General features: G+C 56.6%; 11 protein-coding genes. 4 read left to right on the forward strand and 7 right to left on the reverse strand.

What is annotated here, in order from left to right; genetic code table 11:
* Positions 1-221 precede the first annotated feature (221 nt).
* The 4 genes from fusA to Abin_RS03185 all read right to left on the reverse strand — a co-directional run bounded on the left by fusA (position 222) and on the right by Abin_RS03185 (position 5108).
* Complete coding sequence (gene fusA, locus Abin_RS03170; protein WP_048845026.1) at positions 222-2309, reverse strand: elongation factor G; 2088 nt, start codon at positions 2307-2309, stop codon at positions 222-224.
* Positions 2310-2535: 226 nt separating this feature from the next.
* Complete coding sequence (rpmB, locus tag Abin_RS03175; protein WP_048844911.1) at positions 2536-2841, reverse strand: 50S ribosomal protein L28; 306 nt, start codon at positions 2839-2841, stop codon at positions 2536-2538.
* A gap of 115 nt (positions 2842-2956) precedes the next feature.
* Positions 2957-3250, reverse strand: coding sequence for a hypothetical protein (locus Abin_RS03180; RefSeq protein WP_048845027.1), 294 nt, complete (start codon positions 3248-3250; stop codon positions 2957-2959).
* An 85-nt stretch (positions 3251-3335) separates the two neighbouring features.
* Positions 3336-5108 carry an ABCB family ABC transporter ATP-binding protein/permease gene (locus tag Abin_RS03185; RefSeq protein ID WP_174766849.1) on the reverse strand — a complete coding sequence of 591 codons (1773 nt, stop codon included), beginning with the start codon at positions 5106-5108 and terminating at the stop codon, positions 3336-3338.
* Positions 5109-5297: 189 nt separating this feature from the next.
* Between Abin_RS03185 and Abin_RS03190 the strand changes: the two genes are divergently transcribed.
* On the forward strand, positions 5298-6176 hold the full coding sequence (locus Abin_RS03190; RefSeq protein WP_048844913.1) for an NUDIX hydrolase: 879 nt from the start codon (positions 5298-5300) through the stop codon (positions 6174-6176).
* Between the two features lie 245 nt (positions 6177-6421).
* On the opposite strand, the gene Abin_RS03195 is transcribed toward Abin_RS03190, so the two are convergent.
* From Abin_RS03195 to Abin_RS03205, 3 genes are all read right to left on the reverse strand, one after another.
* Complete coding sequence (locus Abin_RS03195) at positions 6422-9373, reverse strand: [protein-PII] uridylyltransferase (protein WP_048844914.1); 2952 nt, start codon at positions 9371-9373, stop codon at positions 6422-6424.
* Positions 9374-9425: 52 nt separating this feature from the next.
* Entirely contained in the window at positions 9426-12083 is a 2658-nt protein-coding gene (mutS, locus tag Abin_RS03200) for a DNA mismatch repair protein MutS (protein WP_048844915.1), read from the reverse strand.
* A gap of 90 nt (positions 12084-12173) precedes the next feature.
* On the reverse strand, positions 12174-14054 hold the full coding sequence (locus tag Abin_RS03205) for a tetratricopeptide repeat protein (protein WP_048844916.1): 1881 nt from the start codon (positions 14052-14054) through the stop codon (positions 12174-12176).
* A 195-nt stretch (positions 14055-14249) separates the two neighbouring features.
* Between Abin_RS03205 and Abin_RS03210 the strand changes: the two genes are divergently transcribed.
* From Abin_RS03210 to thrC, 3 genes are all read left to right on the forward strand, one after another.
* On the forward strand, positions 14250-15755 hold the full coding sequence (locus tag Abin_RS03210) for a carboxypeptidase M32 (protein ID WP_048845028.1): 1506 nt from the start codon (positions 14250-14252) through the stop codon (positions 15753-15755).
* Positions 15756-15887: 132 nt separating this feature from the next.
* Positions 15888-17033, forward strand: coding sequence for an L-dopachrome tautomerase-related protein (locus tag Abin_RS03215; RefSeq protein ID WP_048845029.1), 1146 nt, complete (start codon positions 15888-15890; stop codon positions 17031-17033).
* Between the two features lie 160 nt (positions 17034-17193).
* Positions 17194-18594: a threonine synthase gene (gene thrC, locus Abin_RS03220; RefSeq protein WP_048844917.1), complete on the forward strand. Its 1401-nt coding sequence runs from the start codon at positions 17194-17196 to the stop codon at positions 18592-18594.
* The last annotated feature ends 2 nt before the right edge of the window (positions 18595-18596 follow it).

The following is an 18596-nucleotide window of genomic DNA, read 5'->3' on the forward strand; positions in this document are numbered from 1 at the left end:
CCAGAACGCCCTCATGTGCATTCACCACACATGACGCGTCGTTGAGATGAGAAGTAAGAAACAACAGATAGGCCGATTTTTGTCCATTACGGTGATGCGGCCAGAAAACTGAACGCGGCACACAGTTAGTTCTTACCCACTCACGGCTAAAAGCACCGTTGCATAAAAAAAGCCGCCCCAGATGGAGCGGCTTTTCTGTGTTCCTGTAACCGGAAAGAAGATTACTTGGACTGTGCCATGATTTCTTCTGCCACGTTGCGCGGCACCGGATCGTAGTGATGGAACTGCATGGTGAAGGATGCACGACCCTTTGTCATGGAACGCAGGTGAGAAATGTAGCCGAACATTTCTTTCAGCGGCACATGAGCACGAACCATAACGGTTGAACCAGATGTTTCCTGACTCTGGATCATACCACGACGACGGTTAAGATCGCCCACCACGTCACCAACGTGATCGTTCGGGGTGGTGACTTCAACGTCCATGATCGGTTCAAGAATAACAGGGCCAGCCTGCTTCATGCCTTCACGGAAGCAAGCCTTTGCCGCGATTTCGAACGCCAGAGCGGACGAGTCAACGTCATGGTACTTACCGTCAAGCAGCGTGAACTTGAAGTCCACAGTCGGGAAACCTGCAAGAACACCCGTTGAAGACTGCATGCGAATACCTTTTTCAACCGCAGGAATATATTCCTTCGGCACGGTACCACCCACAACCTTGTTTTCGAACTGGATGTCTTCGTTCCGCTCAAGCGGTTCGAACATGATCTTGACTTCAGCGAACTGACCAGACCCACCAGACTGCTTCTTGTGGGTGTAGGTTTCCGTGTGCGGCTTCGAGATGGTTTCACGATAAGCAACCTGCGGAGCACCAACGTTTGCATCCACACCATATTCACGACGCAGACGGTCGATGATGATGTCGAGATGCAGTTCGCCCATACCGGACAGAATGGTCTGACCCGTTTCCTGATCGGTCTTCAACTGCAGAGAAGGATCTTCCCCAGCCAGCTTCTGCAGGGCCAGAGTCATCTTTTCAACAGCGTCTTTGGTCTTCGGTTCGACAGAAATGTCGATAACCGGAACCGGGAACGTCATGCGTTCAAGAATAACCGGGTCAGCAGCGTCAGCCAGCGTGTCACCCGTCTGGGAATCTTTCAGACCAACGAATGCAGCAATATCACCAGCATGAACTTCGGTCAGTTCTTCACGCTTGTCAGCGTGCATCTGGTAGATACGGCCAATACGTTCTTTGTGGCCTTTGGTGGTGTTGAGAACCGTATCACCGGTTTTCAGAACGCCACGGTAGACGCGTACAAAGGTAAGCGTGCCGTATTTATCGTTGATGATCTTGAATGCCAGACCAGCAAACTTGCCATCCGGGTCAACCGGGATGATTGGCTGGGCGTTTTCGTTTTCTTCTTCACCTTCCGGCGGAGCGCAACGAATGCCTTCAACGTCATCAGGAGCAGGCAGGTAGTCGATAATGGCGTCAAGAAGCGGCTGAACACCTTTGTTCTTGAAGGCCGTACCGCACAGAACCGGACGGAATTCGCCGGAGATGGCACCCTTCTTGATGCAGCGCTTCAGGGTTTCAATGGAGACTTCACCTGTTTCGAAGTATTCTTCCATTGCCTTTTCGTCCACAGACAATGCTGTGTCGAGCAGGTTCTGGCGGGCTTCAGCAGCCTTTTCCTTCAGGTCAGCCGGAATTTCTTCGTCGTGGAACTTAGCGCCCAGTTCACCACCTTCCCAGACGATTGCCTTCATCTCAACGAGATCGACAACACCCAGGAACTGGTCTTCTGCACCAATCGGCAGCTGTAGCGGGATAGCAACGATATCCAGCTTTTCTTTCAACGTGTCGAAAGCACGATAGAAGTCTGCACCGGTACGGTCCAGCTTGTTGATGAAGATGATACGCGGAACTTTGTAGCGGTCAGCCAGACGCCAGTTGGTTTCAGACTGCGGCTGAACACCGGCCACGCCTTCAATAATGAACACAGCACCGTCGAGCACACGCAGGGAGCGGTTCACTTCGATGTTGAAGTCGATGTGTCCTGGGGTGTCGATGATGTTGATGCGGTGGTCATTCCACTCACACGTCACGGCAGCGGAGGTAATCGTGATACCGCGTTCACGTTCCTGCGCCATGTAGTCAGTGGTGGTGTTACCTTCGTGCACTTCACCAATTTTGTGAGACACGCCGGTGTAGTAGAGAATACGTTCAGTCGTGGTTGTCTTGCCCGCGTCGATGTGCGCGGTGATCCCGATATTACGGATCTTGGACAGTTCGGATTTGGCGGACACGAAAACCTCCAGAAAACAGGTCAGGCGCGATGGAACTCTTCCTTCGCGCCTGTGGCCGCCGAACACCGTGCTGGCACCCGAATTTTTTCAGGTAGCCCGGCTGCCGGAAACCGGCCGATAGACGTAAAAGATATCTGGCACCCTGCCAGACACCTGAACCGCAGAAACCGGGCCAGTTAGACAATAACAGGCCCGGAAACCGCAGAATTAAGGCTCAACCCCTGAATCAGGCGCCAGCAGCAGCCTGCTTCTTGGCCTGAGCGCGCAGAACGCGGCGTTTGATAACCTGTGCTTCTTCTGGCAGCTTGCGGTTAGGCGTGCTGATCAGGAAGGCATCCAGGCCGCCATTGTGTTCAATGGTGCGCAGGCCACGGGTGCTGACACGCAACTGAACGGAAGAACCGAGCGTATCAGACAGAAGAGACGCTTCCTGCAGGTTAGGCAGAAAACGACGACGGGATTTGTTGTTAGCGTGGCTGACGTTATTGCCGGTCAGCACGCCTTTGCCGGTGATCTGGCAGCGACGGGACATTGTCTCATCCTTGTTAGACATAAAAACAGAGGGCCGAGACAAAATTTGCCCGGCGACCACATTCAGGATTGGCGCGGCTTATGGCTGAGCCACGGCCTTCCGTCAAGGGTTGACCTCAGGCTTTCTCGCTTTGTGCGCCGTTTTCTCCTGCTGTAGAGGCATGAACTTCGCCTGAACGAACGCTGCTGGCGGCTGAGTCGAGAATACGCAGAATAGTCTCTTTATCCATGCTGCGCGCCAGCAGGCCCAGAGATCCGCCCAGCAGAGCGGACGCGATGGCCAGAGGTGGCTGCTGTTCCTTGATCAGGTGTTCAACCGCACTTTCAATAACCATGGCGCATTTTGCCAGTTCATCAGGCACTTCTGGTGTGGTGCCCTGTGCTGGTGCAGTGCCTTCTGTATCCGTCATGAAAACTTCATCCTTTTCCTGCGCGGCATACACGCGCATCGCGAGATCACCGCTAAAACGATTCGCATCTGGAGACAGACTCTCCTTACTGCGATTCAGTATCCGTCAGACGCTCTGTCACGCTCTCCGCCCCCTGTGCAGCCCACATGGCTGCATAGTGGCCTCCTGCCGCAAGCAGGGCATCGTGCGTGCCACGTTCAAGCACGACACCCTGCCCCATCACCAGAATTTCGTCTGCGTCCACAATGGTGGAGAGCCTATGCGCAATGACAAGGGTGGTGCGGCGCGCAGAGACCGTTTTCAGAGCAACCTGAATTTCCTGTTCGGTATGTGTGTCTAACGCGCTTGTGGCCTCGTCAAGCACAAGAACGCGTGGGTCTTTCAAAATCGTCCGGGCGATGGCGACGCGCTGTTTCTCACCACCGGACAACTTGAGCCCCCGCTCCCCAACCTGTGTATTATACCCATCTGGCAGGGACAGGATGAAGTCATGAATCTGGGCCAGACGTGCCGCCTGCTCGACCTCGCTGGGGGTCGCGCCTAACCGGCCATAGGCAATATTATAGCCGATAGTTTCATTGAACAGGACGGTATCCTGCGGCACCACACCAATGGCGGCGCGCAGATCAGCCTGCCTGTATTCCCGCACATCATGACCATCCACCAGAACAGCCCCCGACCAGACATCGTAAAACCGGAACAGAAGACGGCTGATGGTCGATTTACCCGCGCCGGTTGAGCCGACAATCGCCAGCTTTTTCCCCGGCTGGGCAATAAAGCTGACGCCGTGAAGAATTTCGCGCTCTGGCCCATAACCGAATCTGACATCTCGAAACTCGACCTGGGCCGCATCCGAATCCTGCAAATGGGCAGCGATAGGCCGCGGCGTAGCGGGGTCTGCAACCTCGACATGCTCTTCAACCAGACCGAACATGTGCTCAAGATCAACCATGGCGGTACGAATGGCAGAATAGACCGAACCAAGGAAATTCAGCGGCCCATAGAGTTGCAATAGATACGTGTTCACCATCACGAACTGCCCCACACTGATGTGCCCTGCTTCAACATCCCGCCCGGCCAGCAGCATCACCAGTGTCAGCGCCACAGCAATAATTGCAGCCTGCCCGAAGTTGAGCGCCCCCAGCGAATACTGGGTTTTGCGGGCAGCTGTTTCATAGCGGGCCTGTGCATTGTCGTAGCGCGTGGCCTCGTGCACCTCGTTCCCAAAATATTTTACGGTTTCATAGTTCAGCAGACTATCCAGCGCTTTGCCTGATGCCTCGCTGTTCGTTTCATTCATCTGGCGGCGAATCCCCAGCCGCCATGAGGTGAATTTCACCGTAAAGCCGATATACGCCCCTATCATCACCACAATCAGCGCGACGTAGCGCCAGTCAAATACGCGCCAGATGACGACGGCCACCAGCAACGCCTGCAAAATTGTGGGCGACAGCGACATACCCATCCGCAGCAGCGTTTCCACGCCCTCCGTGCCGCGTTCTATCGCACGGGTAACTCCGCCTGTGCGTCGGTCAAGGTGAAAGCGGAGAGACAGTTTGTGCATATGCTGAAAGCTGCGGAAGGCTGCCTGACGGGCCACCCTGAACCGCACTGGGGCAAACAGAGCATCGCGCAAATTGGTCAATGCGGCTGACACCAGTCGAACCAGCCCATACCCTATGACCAGCGCCATGGGGGCCAATGCCAGACTTTGCGGGTGAGAAAGCCGATCCACAACCTTGCTGTACGCCAGAGGCACGGCAAGTGTAGCCAACTCTCCCCCAACCATAACCAGCAGCACAATGACCACACGCCACCGCAGGTTACGGTTTTCGCGCGGCCAAAGGTATGGCAGCAGACGGGACAGAGTAACGGTTGCCGACTGTTCAGACGGCCCGGAAACGCGACGTTGACGAGGTGACATAAGCGGGATGTGACACGCCTTCCGTATTTTGCAACCCCACGGCACCTTGCCTCCACCCCCGACAGACCAGATATAAAGCGGAGCAGACCCTCTTTTTCGTTCACCAGCGCGACAGGATTTTGAATGCCTTCGGACGATACGCCTTTCCTTCGTCACCTCCGGCAGTGCAACACCGCCGTCGTGCCCGGCAACCGGTTTGCTTTTTCTTTGGGCGGACAACCTGCCGGATGGATCGACCCAGCCATTGCCGACAGGCTGGAGCAGGAAGGCTTGGGGTCTCGCACGGAAGGTTTCGCATTAGCCAACCCGGCTGACCTTGAAACTTTGGGAGAAAAACTGGCGCAGGAGGGGTTTTATCGGTCCCACCATGAGTTGTTTGATGTGAGACTGGATGTAGGGCAGCCCGCTATCGCCCGCATTGACCGCGGTGCGCTGCCATTGTTCGGGCTGGTTGCCATTGGCGTGCATATGAATGGGCTGGTGCGCAAACAGAATGGCCTGTATTTATGGACAGGCCGACGGGCCCGAAACAAAAGACTGGACCCCGGCAAACTTGACCATCTGGTTGCTGGCGGTGTGCCTGCCGGTCATTCTCCCTCAGAAGCTTTGCTGAAAGAAGCGGCTGAAGAAGCCAGCATTGCCCCAGAAATTGCCGCACAGGCGCAGGAAGTCAGCCGTATTGTTTACGCCCTGAACCGCCCCGAAGGATTACGACGCGATATTCTGTATTGTTATGACCTGTTTCTACCAGAAGACTTCACGCCGGAGGCCGCTGACGGAGAAGTCGAATCTTTCAGCCTGATCAAACTTGAAGAGGCATTTGAGTTAGTGCGTGAAACGGATGAATTTAAGTTCAACGTCAATCTGGTTCTGATAGATCTGTTTTTACGCCATAGGCTGATAAACCCAACCTCCCCAGAAGGACAGGCGTTGCAGCGTGGCCTTGCTTATGGGCTCTCACCTGCCAGCCCCGGCAAAGCCCTCTCCCTTGAACCTGTCTAACTATGGGTTTCTGATCGTTCGGGAGTGTGAACCGCCAATTAGATTGGGGTCCGTTATGATATCCGACTTCCGCAGAGGCAGTTTTCTATTCAACAGAATTTCTATGCTGGCAGCAGCAGGATAAACTCTCTTTAGCCATAGCTGCTTCAGAATCGCCGGAAGCCGCTTGGGGTAATCGCTTGAGATAAAAAAGGGGAAGACCAAACGGCCCTCCCCTTTTTGCTAACGTCTTTAGAAAAGAACCTTCAGGCAGACATGCGCGCATCATGCAGGGCTTTGGCTTCTGCCTCGGCAGCCTTCATGCAGGACAGAAGGTGTTCCCGAATTTCATCAAGGCGCTTTTTATCCGTGATTTTCAGCCCGAACAGATCTTTCACGTAGAAAACGTCCACCGCACGCACGCCATAGGTAGTGATGTGAGCGGATGCGATCTGAAGGCTTTCCTCGCTCATTGCCGCAGTTACGTCGTGCAGAAGGCCAGGACGGTCACGGCCGTTGATTTCGATAACGGTATAGGTGTTTGATGCCCCGTTATCGATCACTACGCGCGGCGGCACATGGATGGCCCGCATCCGCATAGGCATATGCCCAAACCCGGCCTGCGCAATTTCTGCCCCGATATCAATCTGGCCGCTCAGAGCTTGCTCAATCAGGGAAGACAGGCGCGCCAGACGGTGCGTTTCTTCATAAGCGCTGCCTGCGGTATCCTGAATCCAGAACGTATCAAGCGCCATGCCGTGCATCATGGTGTGAATACGCGCATCCACAATAGACGCACCGGCAAGCGCCAATGCACCAGCTATTTTGGAGAACAGGCCGGGGACGTCGATTGTATAGATCGTAACCTCAGTCACCCCTCGCGCAGGGAGCGGAAGCACTTCGACTGTTAGCGGCGCTTCCTTGGCATCTGCTTCACGAATCAGCCGCGCATGGCGTTTGTGCGTTTCATGATCAAAGGAAAGCCAGTAACCAGCGTAACCGAGGTCAAGAAAACGGTTGATATCGCTTTCTGCCACGCCGTCTTCGGTTAGAATTTCTGCCGTAATTTCCTTGGCATGACGAACACGCACGTCACGCTCGGTAGTGGCCAGGCCACCTGCCAGAACTTCTGCCACCCTGACGTAGAGTTCACGCAGCAGGGTTGCTTTCCAAGCGTTCCACACGCGGGAACTGACAGCCCGCATATCAACAATGGTTAGCAGCAAAAGCAGACGCAAACGTTCCGGTGATTGCACAATATCCGCAACGTCAAGAATGGTTTTGGGGTCGTCAATATCCCGCTGAAAGGCGGTGTGGCTTAGCAGCAGGTGGTGCAGCACCAGCCATGAAACGGTTTCCGTTTCCTCACCCGACATCCCCAGTTTAGGACAGAGTTCGGCAGCGATTTCCGACCCGATTTCCGAATGATCTCCGCCTCGTCCCTTGGCAATGTCGTGCAGTAGCACAGCCATATACAGCGCCCGGCGAGAATGAAGCCCCTTCACCAGTTCGTAGGCAACCGGAATTTCATCCGCCATGCGACCAGAGGCGACTTCATCCATAATACGGATAGCTTCTATCGTGTGCTCATCCACTGTGAACACATGATAGGTATCAAACTGCATTTGCCCCACAATGCGGGCCCAGTCTGGAATAAGCCGCCCGAAAATACCGGTTTCATTCAGAATATGCAGCCAATGGGCATGACCGGGCGGTGTGTGCTGTTCGTAAGACGGCACGAGCGCAGCGGCGTCAGCCTCTGCCGGGGGGGCGGCTTCCTTACGGCGACGCGGTTGTTCAAGGGCTGCGGTTTCACCACACAGCAGGTCAAGGAAGATACGCGCGGCTTCCGGGTCGTCCCGCAGCGCACTTGCACGTCTTTCCCAGCGGATTAGCTGGTGCCGGGCCATAGGATGCAGCGGTCTGCGCCGCATACGCGCCCAGTCCAGCAACTGCATCATTTTGATCGGTTCCTGATCGAACGAGATACCACGTTCGGGCAGAATCTGACCATCTAGCAACGTAAATCCGGCTTCACGCATTGCGTCATCAGGTTTGGCTGCCGTTGCCACCGGCCCTTGCGCCTGCCGCAGCACGGCTGGTTCAAGAACGTGCGTCAACCGCATGACTTCACGCGCTGTCAGAAAATAATGGCGCATAAAGCGTTCAACGCCATTCTGGCGGCCATGACGCGTATAGCCCATACGCGCCCCAATGACGGGCTGCATATCAAAGGTCAGGCGTTCTTCAGCCCGGCCAGCCACATAATGGAGGTGCAGACGCACGGTCCACAAAAAATCCCACGACCGTCGGGCTCGGGCTGCTTCCTGCTCGGTCAGGATGCCCATCCAGATAAAATCTGGGGCAAGAAGATCTGTTACATGCCGGGTACCAAATGTGTTGCGACACATCCAGTAAAGTGTCTGCAAATCACGCAGGCCGCCGCGCCCTTCTTTCAGATTGGGTTCAACCAGATAGGGGCTGTCCCCAAACCGACGGTGACGCTCAAGACGTTCGCGCCGTTTGTCCTGAATAAAGCCAGCAGGCCCGGCTTCCACACACGCGACAATATAGCGGGCTTCGAACATCGCGAATAACGCGGCATCCCCGGCCAGCAGGCGTGCATCCAACAATGCAGTGCGGACGGTTGTGTCTTTCCGGGCTTCCTCAATACATTCGCTGATAGTGCGGGTTGCGTGGCCAACCTTTACGCCTAAATCCCAAAGGAAATAGAGAACATATTCTACCAGCCGATGAGCGGCTTCAACATTGTCCTCTTCCGTCAGGAACAGCAGATCAATATCGCTGAATGGGGCCAGCAGGCCGCGCCCGTATCCGCCTGTTGCGGCAACGACCAGACGGCCAGACCGCCGGTGTTCAGCCCCAATATCATCAACACTGGCCGCTTGACCGGTGGCACGCAGTGCCAGATCAACAATGCCGCGCAGCATGACGTCCGTAAACGCAGCGATCAGTTTGGCAGCCCCAGTGCCCTTCAGCACATGCTGTTCAAACCGTGTGCGAACATCAGCCTGATAACGCCCCAGATAACGGCGGAAAATGGCGACAGCCTCCTCCCGCGGAGGGATGGCGGCATCTTCCGGCGTGGCGTCCCTTAGTTCCCGGGCAAGGCAGGCCGCCAGCCCCTCTGGCGTGAGGATGGCAATTGCGGCGACATCGGGCTGCTCGGAAGCAGCTGGTGCGGGGGAAGTCGACATTGCGGTCGGTTTCTGCTCCTGGGGACAGTCTTATAAGTATGTTTAGTCCGAATCACGCCTGAGCGGGGCTGCTTTCTTCCTGAAGAGCTTCTTTATGCAGCTCATACAGGATGTCCAGCGCCGCACGCGGTGTCAGCGTGTCGGGGTCTACCTCTAACAAACGCTGTCTTAACGTATTTTCTTCTTCATGCGGTAATATCTTCTGCGTGTCGAACAATGGTAACGGTTTCGGACCGGTTGCATGCTCCCGCTCCAGTTCCTTAAGCAGACGCCCGGCCCGATCAACCACAGATGCCGGCACACCGGCCAGCCGGGCCACGTGCACACCCCAGCTTTTCTTTGCCGAACCGGCCAGAACCTCGTGCAGAAAAACAATCTGCCCACGCCATTCCCGCACCGCCATGGTGTGGGGGGACAGGCGAGGCAGCGTATCAACCAGATCAGCCAGTTCGTGAAAATGCGTTGCAAAAATTGCACGGCAGCGCACCGTTGAATGCAGAGCCTCCAGCACGGACCATGCAATAGCCAAGCCGTCCAGCGTTGCGGTGCCGCGGCCAATTTCATCGACCACAACCAGAGATCTGGGGCCAGCCTGATTCAGGATAGCCGCGGTTTCCGTCATTTCCACCATGAAGGTGGAACGACCACGCGCCAGATCATCCGATGCCCCCACGCGGGAGAAAAGCTGATCAACAATCCCAATTTGCGCTTTTTCAGCCGCAACAGGAAAACCGCCCTGCGCCAGAATAATGGCCAAAGCGGTCTGCCGCAGAAAAGTTGATTTACCGGCCATGTTCGGGCCCGTCAGCAGCATAACGCGCCGATTGGGGGAAAGATCACATCCGTTGGGCGTAAACCGCGTGCCTTTGGGCAACGCCGATTCGACAACCGGATGACGACAGGCCTGAAGATCAAAAGCCGTGTCATCCGTCACATCCGGGCGGCACCAGCTACCGCCACCTGCCAGCATGGCGCAGGATTGCAGAACGTCCAGAACAGCCAGAGCTTTGGCCAGAACAGGCAGCGCCTGCTCGGCCAGAATGCTCTCAACCAGCACGTTGAAAATCGTTTTCTCACGCATGGCGGCCCGTTCAGCCGCCTCCGCAATGCGCGCATCCAGACCCGACAGTTCTTCAGTTGAAAAACGCGCATTGCTGGCTGTTCCCTGTCGGAACATCAGATCCTCGCGATCTTTCATACGACTGCTGGCACTGACGGGAACTTCAATCACATAGCCAAGCTGGGCATGGTGTTTGATCTTGAGGCTCGCCACCCCGTAACGGGTCGCATAATCCGTTTGCAACCCAGCCACGATACGGCGTGAATTGTCACGCAACCCCCGGTAGCCATCCAGTTCCCCATCGTAACCGGCCGCTATCACCCCTCCATCATCCAGCCGGGCGGGAAGATCATCCGCCAGGGCGCGCACCAGTTCAGCCTCAAGGCCTTGCGCAACCCCCAGGCTTCCGGCGGCTTTTGCAAGATAAGGCGGCAACTGCCCTACATCGCCCAGCGCAGTTGAGGCGTCACGCGCGGCATGCAAACCATCCCGCACGGCAGCAAGATCTCGCGGTTGGCCACGCCCCAGAGAAAGACGGCCTAAAGCCCGGGCAATATCGGGCGCTTTTTTCAGGGCATCGCGCAATGACGTTCGGCAGGCGTGTGAATCGCGCAACCAGCACCACCCGTCCTGCCGCGCCGAAATACGCGCCACATCAGTCAGTGGCGCAGACAGCCACTCGGCCATCAGTCGGGCACCAGCAGCCGTGACGGTCTGGTTCACCGCTGAAAACAGTGTGTGCTCCATGCCGCCATCACGGGCACGCAGAATATCAAGGCTGGCCCGCGTGGCGGGGTCTATGCCCAGAATGCCCCCATCAGTCTGCGGGCTTGGGTGCGTCAGGCGCGGAAGTTTCCCTGCCTGACTCCGTTGCACGTAATCGACCGCTACGGCAGCAGCCACGGCTTCTTCATCAGAAAATGTGCCAAATGCATCCACACTTGCCACATCAAAAGCCGACGCAAGACGTTGGCGCGCCGCATCCACACCCGGAATCAGCACTTCTGGCGCGCGGTTTGCGTCAAAGTCGCCCAATACCAGAGTAGGCGGGGCCAGAATTTCCGCTGGGTCCAACCGCCCGAGCAATCCGGGCAGAGCAGCCTGCGTAACGCTGGCGGTTTCAAACAGGCCTGTTGACACATCAATCCACGCAGCACCAATCGCAGCGCTAGCCTGTGGTTTTTCTGCTACCTTCCCCTTACGTCCGCGACCAGAAGGCGGGGCGCTTTCAGCCAGCGCAAGCAGCAGGTTAGACCGCCCAGGCTCAAGCAGTTCATCCTCGGTCAGGGTGCCCGGTGTTACAACCCGCACAACGGCGCGCGCTAGTGGACCTTTGGCTGCACCCTTCCCCTTACGCGGTGCCTCCGTCTGTTCAGCGACAGCCACCCGAAAACCACGCCGGATAAGACGCGCCAGATAGGCTGGTGCGGCAGCAACGGGCACACCACACATGGAAATTGGTTCGCCCGCATGGGTGCCACGGGCTGTCAGTGCGATATCCAGCGCAGCCGCAGCTGCCGTGGCATCGTCAAAAAACAGTTCATAAAAATCGCCCATGCGGAAGAAAAGCAGGGCTTCAGGATTTTCCGCCTTCAGCGCAAACCATTGCGCCATGGCTGGGGTGGCACCCTCGGGAGAATAGCGTTTCATCCCATTATCATACGGGCGTCCTTGGGCAGGGCAACAGGCTTCCTGCATGTCAGCACAAACTCATTATGCCCCACAGGACGTACTAAAGCATCACACTCCGGTTTGCTGCACTAAAGCGCGCAAAGAAGCAGCGGCCCGTTGCACTGGCTCGCGCCACGGGGCTGGGCCCTCACCCGGTTCCGGCTGACGGAAGATACGCAAGCTGGGATACCAGAGGTTGTGTTCCTGACCATCTGCCGCGACCTGTGTCGAGCCTGCTTTCCAGCGCCAGTCTCCGCCAAAACGGTCAAGCAGCCACACGGGTTTTCCTAGCAGCCCCGCCAAATGGGCAATGACCGTATCAACCGTAATCACGACATCCTGCTTGGCCAAAATCTGCGCTGTGGTCAGCATGTCGCCCTCCGGCAAAGCAGAAATGGGCCAGGATAGCGGTTCTGTCTGTTTTTGCAGGGACTGGACCATAACGCCCTCAATCTCAAACAGAGGACGCAGCACGTCCGGAGAAACAGAACGACGACGATCAAAACGGTAATCCGGATTACCAGACCAGCACATGCCGACTTTCAAAGGGGAAACCATGCCTCCCCCATATCCCGGTAGCGCGATGGTTTCACGCCATGCCAGCGGGGCATCACACCCGAGCACGTAAGGTAAACTCAACAGAGAACAAGCTGCCGTTGCGCCATACACTTCTGCTCCCTGTCCTTTTTCCAGCAGGCTCACACCCGGCAGCCGACCATGAATCGATGCCTGAATTAATGAATGCAGGACCATTGGTACCTCAAGAACAATGGGGGCCCGCAAAGACGCTGGTATCAGATAACGCAGAAATTGAAGCGTATCGCCTAAACCCTGTTCAGCGTAGATCAGCACAGGTGTTGTCTGGCTTGCTCCAGACCACGCTGGCAAACCGTAATCGCGCCCCGCAGGCAATATCTGCTTTCGGGCTTCAAAATGCCGCCAACCTTCCTGAAAGCGCCCTTCCCCCAGTAGCACGGTGGCCAGATTCAACTCGGCGCGGGCCCGATCCTGAACAGAAGCCTCCGCCACCATGCTGGTGCGGAACAGACGCTCAGCCTGTGCAACATCCCCCAGATCCGTCAGCACCGTGCCGTAATTGACAGCCAGCCGCACATCGTCCGGTTTTTCAGCATGAGCCTGCCCCAGCATGTCTGCTGCCTCGGGCAACTGACCCAGCGCCATAAGCACCAACCCCAGGTTGCTTCTGGTTTCAACCGCATTCGGGTTCAGAACCAGGGAGTCACGCAATACCGTGCGTGCATCTTCAAAAGCCCCGGTGGAGAAAAGCGCAGCCCCATAATTGGCAAGTGCCGCCGCATCATGAGGCAACGCATGAGCGACGGTTGCAAAAAACGGTTCAGCCTGCGCCATGCGACCTGCGCGCTCCAGCAACAGAGCATGTTGATTTTGGGTAAAGACATCCTGGGGGGCCAAGGCCAACGCTTTTTCAGAAACCTGAATGGCGTCCTCGGTTTTTCCATGTCGCGCTAAAAAGGACGCCAGTTCCAGATGCCTTACGGCTTCCAGTGGGCGTAAACGGACCGCATTGCGAAGCGCCTGCTCAGCATCCGCAGAACGCCCTTGCGCTTCCAGAATTTCTGCCATTGCCTGATGCGCCTGCGGGTCTCGCGGGGTTTCAAGCACGGCGATATTGACGGCTGCGCGGGCAGGTTCATCATGCCCTAACGCCAGAAGCGCCAAGCCCAGCGTAATATGAAAATGGGCATCTGATCGCAGATCTATGGCTTTGCCTGCCAGTGCAACCGCTGCCTGCGCATTACCAGTTGCCCGCGCAACGCACGCCATAGCATGCCATGCGTCTGCATCACCCAGATTTTGCTGAAGCAGATAGCGGAGCATGGCGCCAGCTTCTTCTGCCTCACCTTTTGAAAGAAGATTTAATGCGGCAGGAACCGAGGCATCTGACACATTCTCTGTCGTCTGGGTCATGTCGTGTTCAGTTCCTTTGCTGGCAGCGTGTCCGCTTAACGTGCGGGGATTTTATAATATTTGCACCATCTTAAGCCGAAAACCCACGCTGAAAGACGGCATGAACAATATTCGGGGTAAGCCTGCCAGCTTACGCGCTGTTTTCTACGGTGCGGGTCATTCCGTCCGGGCCTATCCTGATTTATGCTCCCGATCATGAATACAGCCTATCAGAGCCTTGAGCGCCATTTCGCCCGCCTCTCCTCCCTTAGCGATGCACTGGGCATTCTGTGCTGGGACAAAGAAGTGACCATGCCGCATGGCGCAGCCAACCGCCGTGGGGAAAATCTGGCCATTCTGGAAGGCCTACGTCATGAAATCCTGACTGCGCCAGAAATGGCTGATCTTCTAGCGAGCGCGGACGCTGGGGATGACGTCTGGCGAAAGGCAAATCTTGCCCAGATGCGCCGTATCCATACCCATGCCACAGCTCTTCCCGGTGATCTGGTAGAAGCCTGCACACAGGCCACAACCCGCAGCGAAATGGCGTGGCGCGAAGCTCGGCGAGACAATGATTTTGCTGGTTTTCTGCCTTACCTGACAGAAGTCCTTAATCTGACACGACAGGTGGCCGACGCGAAAGCGGCCGCATTGGGTGTCACACCGTACGACGCATTGCTGGATTCGTTTGATCCCGGTACCCGCCAGACTGATATTGACCCCATTTTTACACGACTAAGAGCAGAACTGCCTGACCTGATTGCCGCAGTTCTGGAAAAGCAGGCCTCCCTTCCGTCCAGCAAGCCTCTACAGGGGCCCTTCCCTGTTCCCCAGCAGGAAGCCTTGGGCCGCAAGCTGATGCAGCAGCTTGGTTTTGACATGACGCGCGGACGGCTGGATGTCAGCACCCACCCCTTCTGCGGAGGGGCAACCCATGATGTGCGGCTGACCACCCGTTATGAAGAAGCTGATTTTATTCCAGCCATGATGGGTGTGCTGCACGAAACGGGGCACGCCCTTTACGAACAGGGTCTGCCAGAAAAATGGATTTCCCAACCCGTTGGGCAGGCTGCGGGCATGACCGTGCATGAAAGCCAGTCCCTAATGGTGGAAATGCAGGTTTGCCGGTCACAGGCGTTTGTAAACTGGGTTGCCCCTCTGTTGCGCCAGAGCTTTAGCGCGAGCGAAACAGATGCTGCATGGCAGCCTGACAATCTGCATCGCCTGCTGACGCATGTGCAGCCGGGACTGATTAGGGTCGATTCAGACGAAGTAACCTACCCCGCCCACATTCTGGTGCGTTACGAAATTGAAAAGGCGCTGATCAGTGGAGATCTGGCCCTTAAAGATCTGCCGGGTGCCTTCAATGACGGCATCCATGCTTTGCTGGGCCTAAACGTGCCGGATGATCGCCGAGGCTGTTTGCAGGATATTCACTGGCCCGAAGGACTATTCGGCTATTTCCCCTGCTATGCTTTGGGGGCGCTGGCCTCCGCCCAGTTGCGGGCTACGGCCTACCAGCAGGATGCGACAATTGCCCCCGCCATTGGCGAAGGGAATTTTGCGCCGCTGATGCAGTGGTTGCGCACAAATGTGCATCAGCGCGCCAGCAGCGCGTCCATGCCGGATATTATCCGTTCGGCCACCGGCGCGTCGCTTGGGGCTGATGCTTATCTTAGCCACATCCGCCGTCGTTATCTGGATCGTGCTCCTGATGCCTGATGTTACGTGCCTACCACTGCATCTTCGTCTGGCTCTGCGGGGCCATGCGAAGAATGCGGTTGTGGGAAAAGCCAAAACAGGGTGAGACTACGCGCCATGTTTCTGCCCCTATGCCGCAAGGCCGCCTCTGACATGCCTCTACCTTCCAACATCCGCGCTGTTATGAGCCGCTCTGCTCTGGCAACCATTCTGTTTGCAGGGTTGGGCGTTACCTCATCCTCCGCATGGGCCGTGCACATGCCTAAAGTGCCGGAGCTTTCAGCGTCTGCGCTGGAACCTTTCACCCAGTCTGACAAACAGGTGTGGGATGCGGTGGTCATGCTGCCAGATGGCCGCGCTGTGCTTGAAGCCCCGATATGGGTTGGCAACACGGGCCCTCAGCTTTCCGTAAGGCAAACAGACGGTAGTTTTGCGCCCTACCCTGATGCGGCATGGAACGCCGAACAAGGTGACCCCAGCCAGCGCATTGTCTCAACAGCAGGCATGACGCTTCTGGCAGATGGCACGTTATGGGTTCTGGATAGTGGCGTTCCCAACCACAAAGCCGATGCCGTGGCACCGGCAAAGCTGATCCAGATTGATACCAAACAGAATAAAGTTGTCCGTGTTTTGCCGATTGAAGCCTCGGCGCTTCACAAGGAAAGCATTGTTTCTGGCGTGGCAGTGCATGGCAACACAGCTTACGTTGCAGATTCAGGCGTTGCAGGTGTGCTGGTCATTGATCTGCCGTCTGCATCGGCGCGCCGCTTTCTTGACCGTCACCCTGCCATTAGTGCCACCCGGCCCATCACGACGCCAACCGGGCCTGTCACCACAGCAGACGGGCATCTTCTGGCTATTGATTCCAGCATGATCGCTGTCAGCCCGGATGGGAAATGGATTGTACTGCAACCCCCCGGCGGATATCTATCCCGCGTGGAAACCACCATTTTCACTGACCCGGACGTTACCCCCGCAGCCATGGAAGAAAGCGTGACCCAATGGTACAAAACGCCGTCCTTAGGCGGCATGACCATGGGGCCGGATGGCACACTTTACTGGTCCGACATCAGCACAGGCAGCATCCTAAGCTATACAATTGGCCGTATTCCCCGCCGATTGATTACGGACCCGCGCCTGAAATGGCCCGCTACACCGGGGCTTGATGCCTCTGGTCATCTGTACGTGCCCGCAGCGCAGCTTAACCACACCGCTGCTTTTCAGAATGGCAAGGCATCGGTTGAATGGCCCGTAACGGTTTATAAGCTGACACTGCCCACCACCCCCCCACCCACCTGAACCCGGATACCAGCCTGACCGGTTGCCTACCTGCGTGTGGGCATCTTGCGCCTGAAGCACGGCAACCGCCAAAAATGCGGAACCTTTTCTCTCGCATGGTTCAGGCAAACAGTGCACAAGCCTACTTCGCGACACTCCTTATTCAGGGTATAACCCGCGCATGCGCTATATCTCGACCCGGGGGAAGGCTCCCGCTCTTTCGTTTTCCGATGTCCTGCTGACAGGTCTGGCCGAAGATGGCGGCCTGTATTTACCGGAAACATGGCCCACATTTTCGCTGTCAGAATGGCAGGCCATGCGTGGCCTCCCTTACCCGGAGCTTGCAGCCCGTATTCTGGCACCCTTTGTTGGGCAGGATATAGATGAAGCGACCCTGCGCCGCCTGTGCGCACAGGCCTATGCCGGGTTTGACCACCCGGCCATTGTTCCCCTGACACAGGTTGAAGACGGCCTGTTCGTGCAGGAACTGTTCCACGGCCCCACTCTGGCCTTCAAAGATATGGCCATGCAGGTTCTGGGCCAGTTGTTTGAGCATGTTCTGACCGAGCGCAACAGCCACGTTACCATTGTTGGCGCAACATCTGGCGATACCGGGTCTGCCGCTATCGAAGCTTGTCGTGGGCGCAAGCGGTTATCTGTTGTCATTCTGCACCCAAAAGGCCGCACGTCAGAAGTGCAGCGCCGCCAGATGACCACGGTTCTGGAACCCAACATCACCAATCTGGCGGTAGAAGGCACGTTTGATGATTGTCAGGATCTGGTAAAAGCCTGTTTTGCCGATGCCCCGTTCCGTCAGGACATGCATCTGTCTGCCGTCAACTCCATCAACTGGGCGCGTATTGCCGCACAGGTGCCCTACTACGTCTATGCAGCGCTGAACTTTGGCGCGCCTGAACGTGAGGTCTCCTTTGCGGTGCCGACAGGGAACTTCGGCAACATTCTGGCCGCATGGACCGCACGGAAAATGGGTCTGCCTATCCGCCATCTGTGCGTCGGCTCAAACCGCAATGACATTCTGACCCGCTTCCTGAACGCGAATGACATGACCATGAAAGAGGTCGTGCCCAGCCTTTCGCCATCCATGGATATTCAGGTTTCGTCCAACTTTGAACGTCTTCTGTTTGAACTGCTTGACCGTGACGCAGAAGCCTGCACCCGTATCATGACGGGCTTCCGTGCCACCGGGCATATGGATGTCCCGGCCGAGGTGTGGGATCGGGCGCGTGAACTCTTTTCTGGTCTTGCCCTTGACGATGAAGGGACGGAGACCGAAATCAGAAATCTGCATCAACGTTCAAACTATCTGGCAGATCCTCACAGTGCCATTGGCATTGCGGCGGGTCGTCGTTTCCGTGAGGCCGGTGTGCCCATGATTGCCATGGCAACGGCTCACCCGGCCAAATTCCCGGACGCCATGGTCGCAGCCACGGGTATTCACCCGGCTCTGCCTGTCCATCTGGAAGATCTGTTTTCTCGGGAAGAACGCTATCGCACCGTGCCGGCTACGGCAGATGCCGTCAAAGATGCCGTGCGCGCTGCCGTTCTTTCTAACACGCACTAATA

The sequence above is a fragment of the Acetobacter indonesiensis genome, from assembly GCF_000963945.1.
GTDB classification, from domain to species: Bacteria; Pseudomonadota; Alphaproteobacteria; order Acetobacterales; family Acetobacteraceae; genus Acetobacter; species Acetobacter indonesiensis.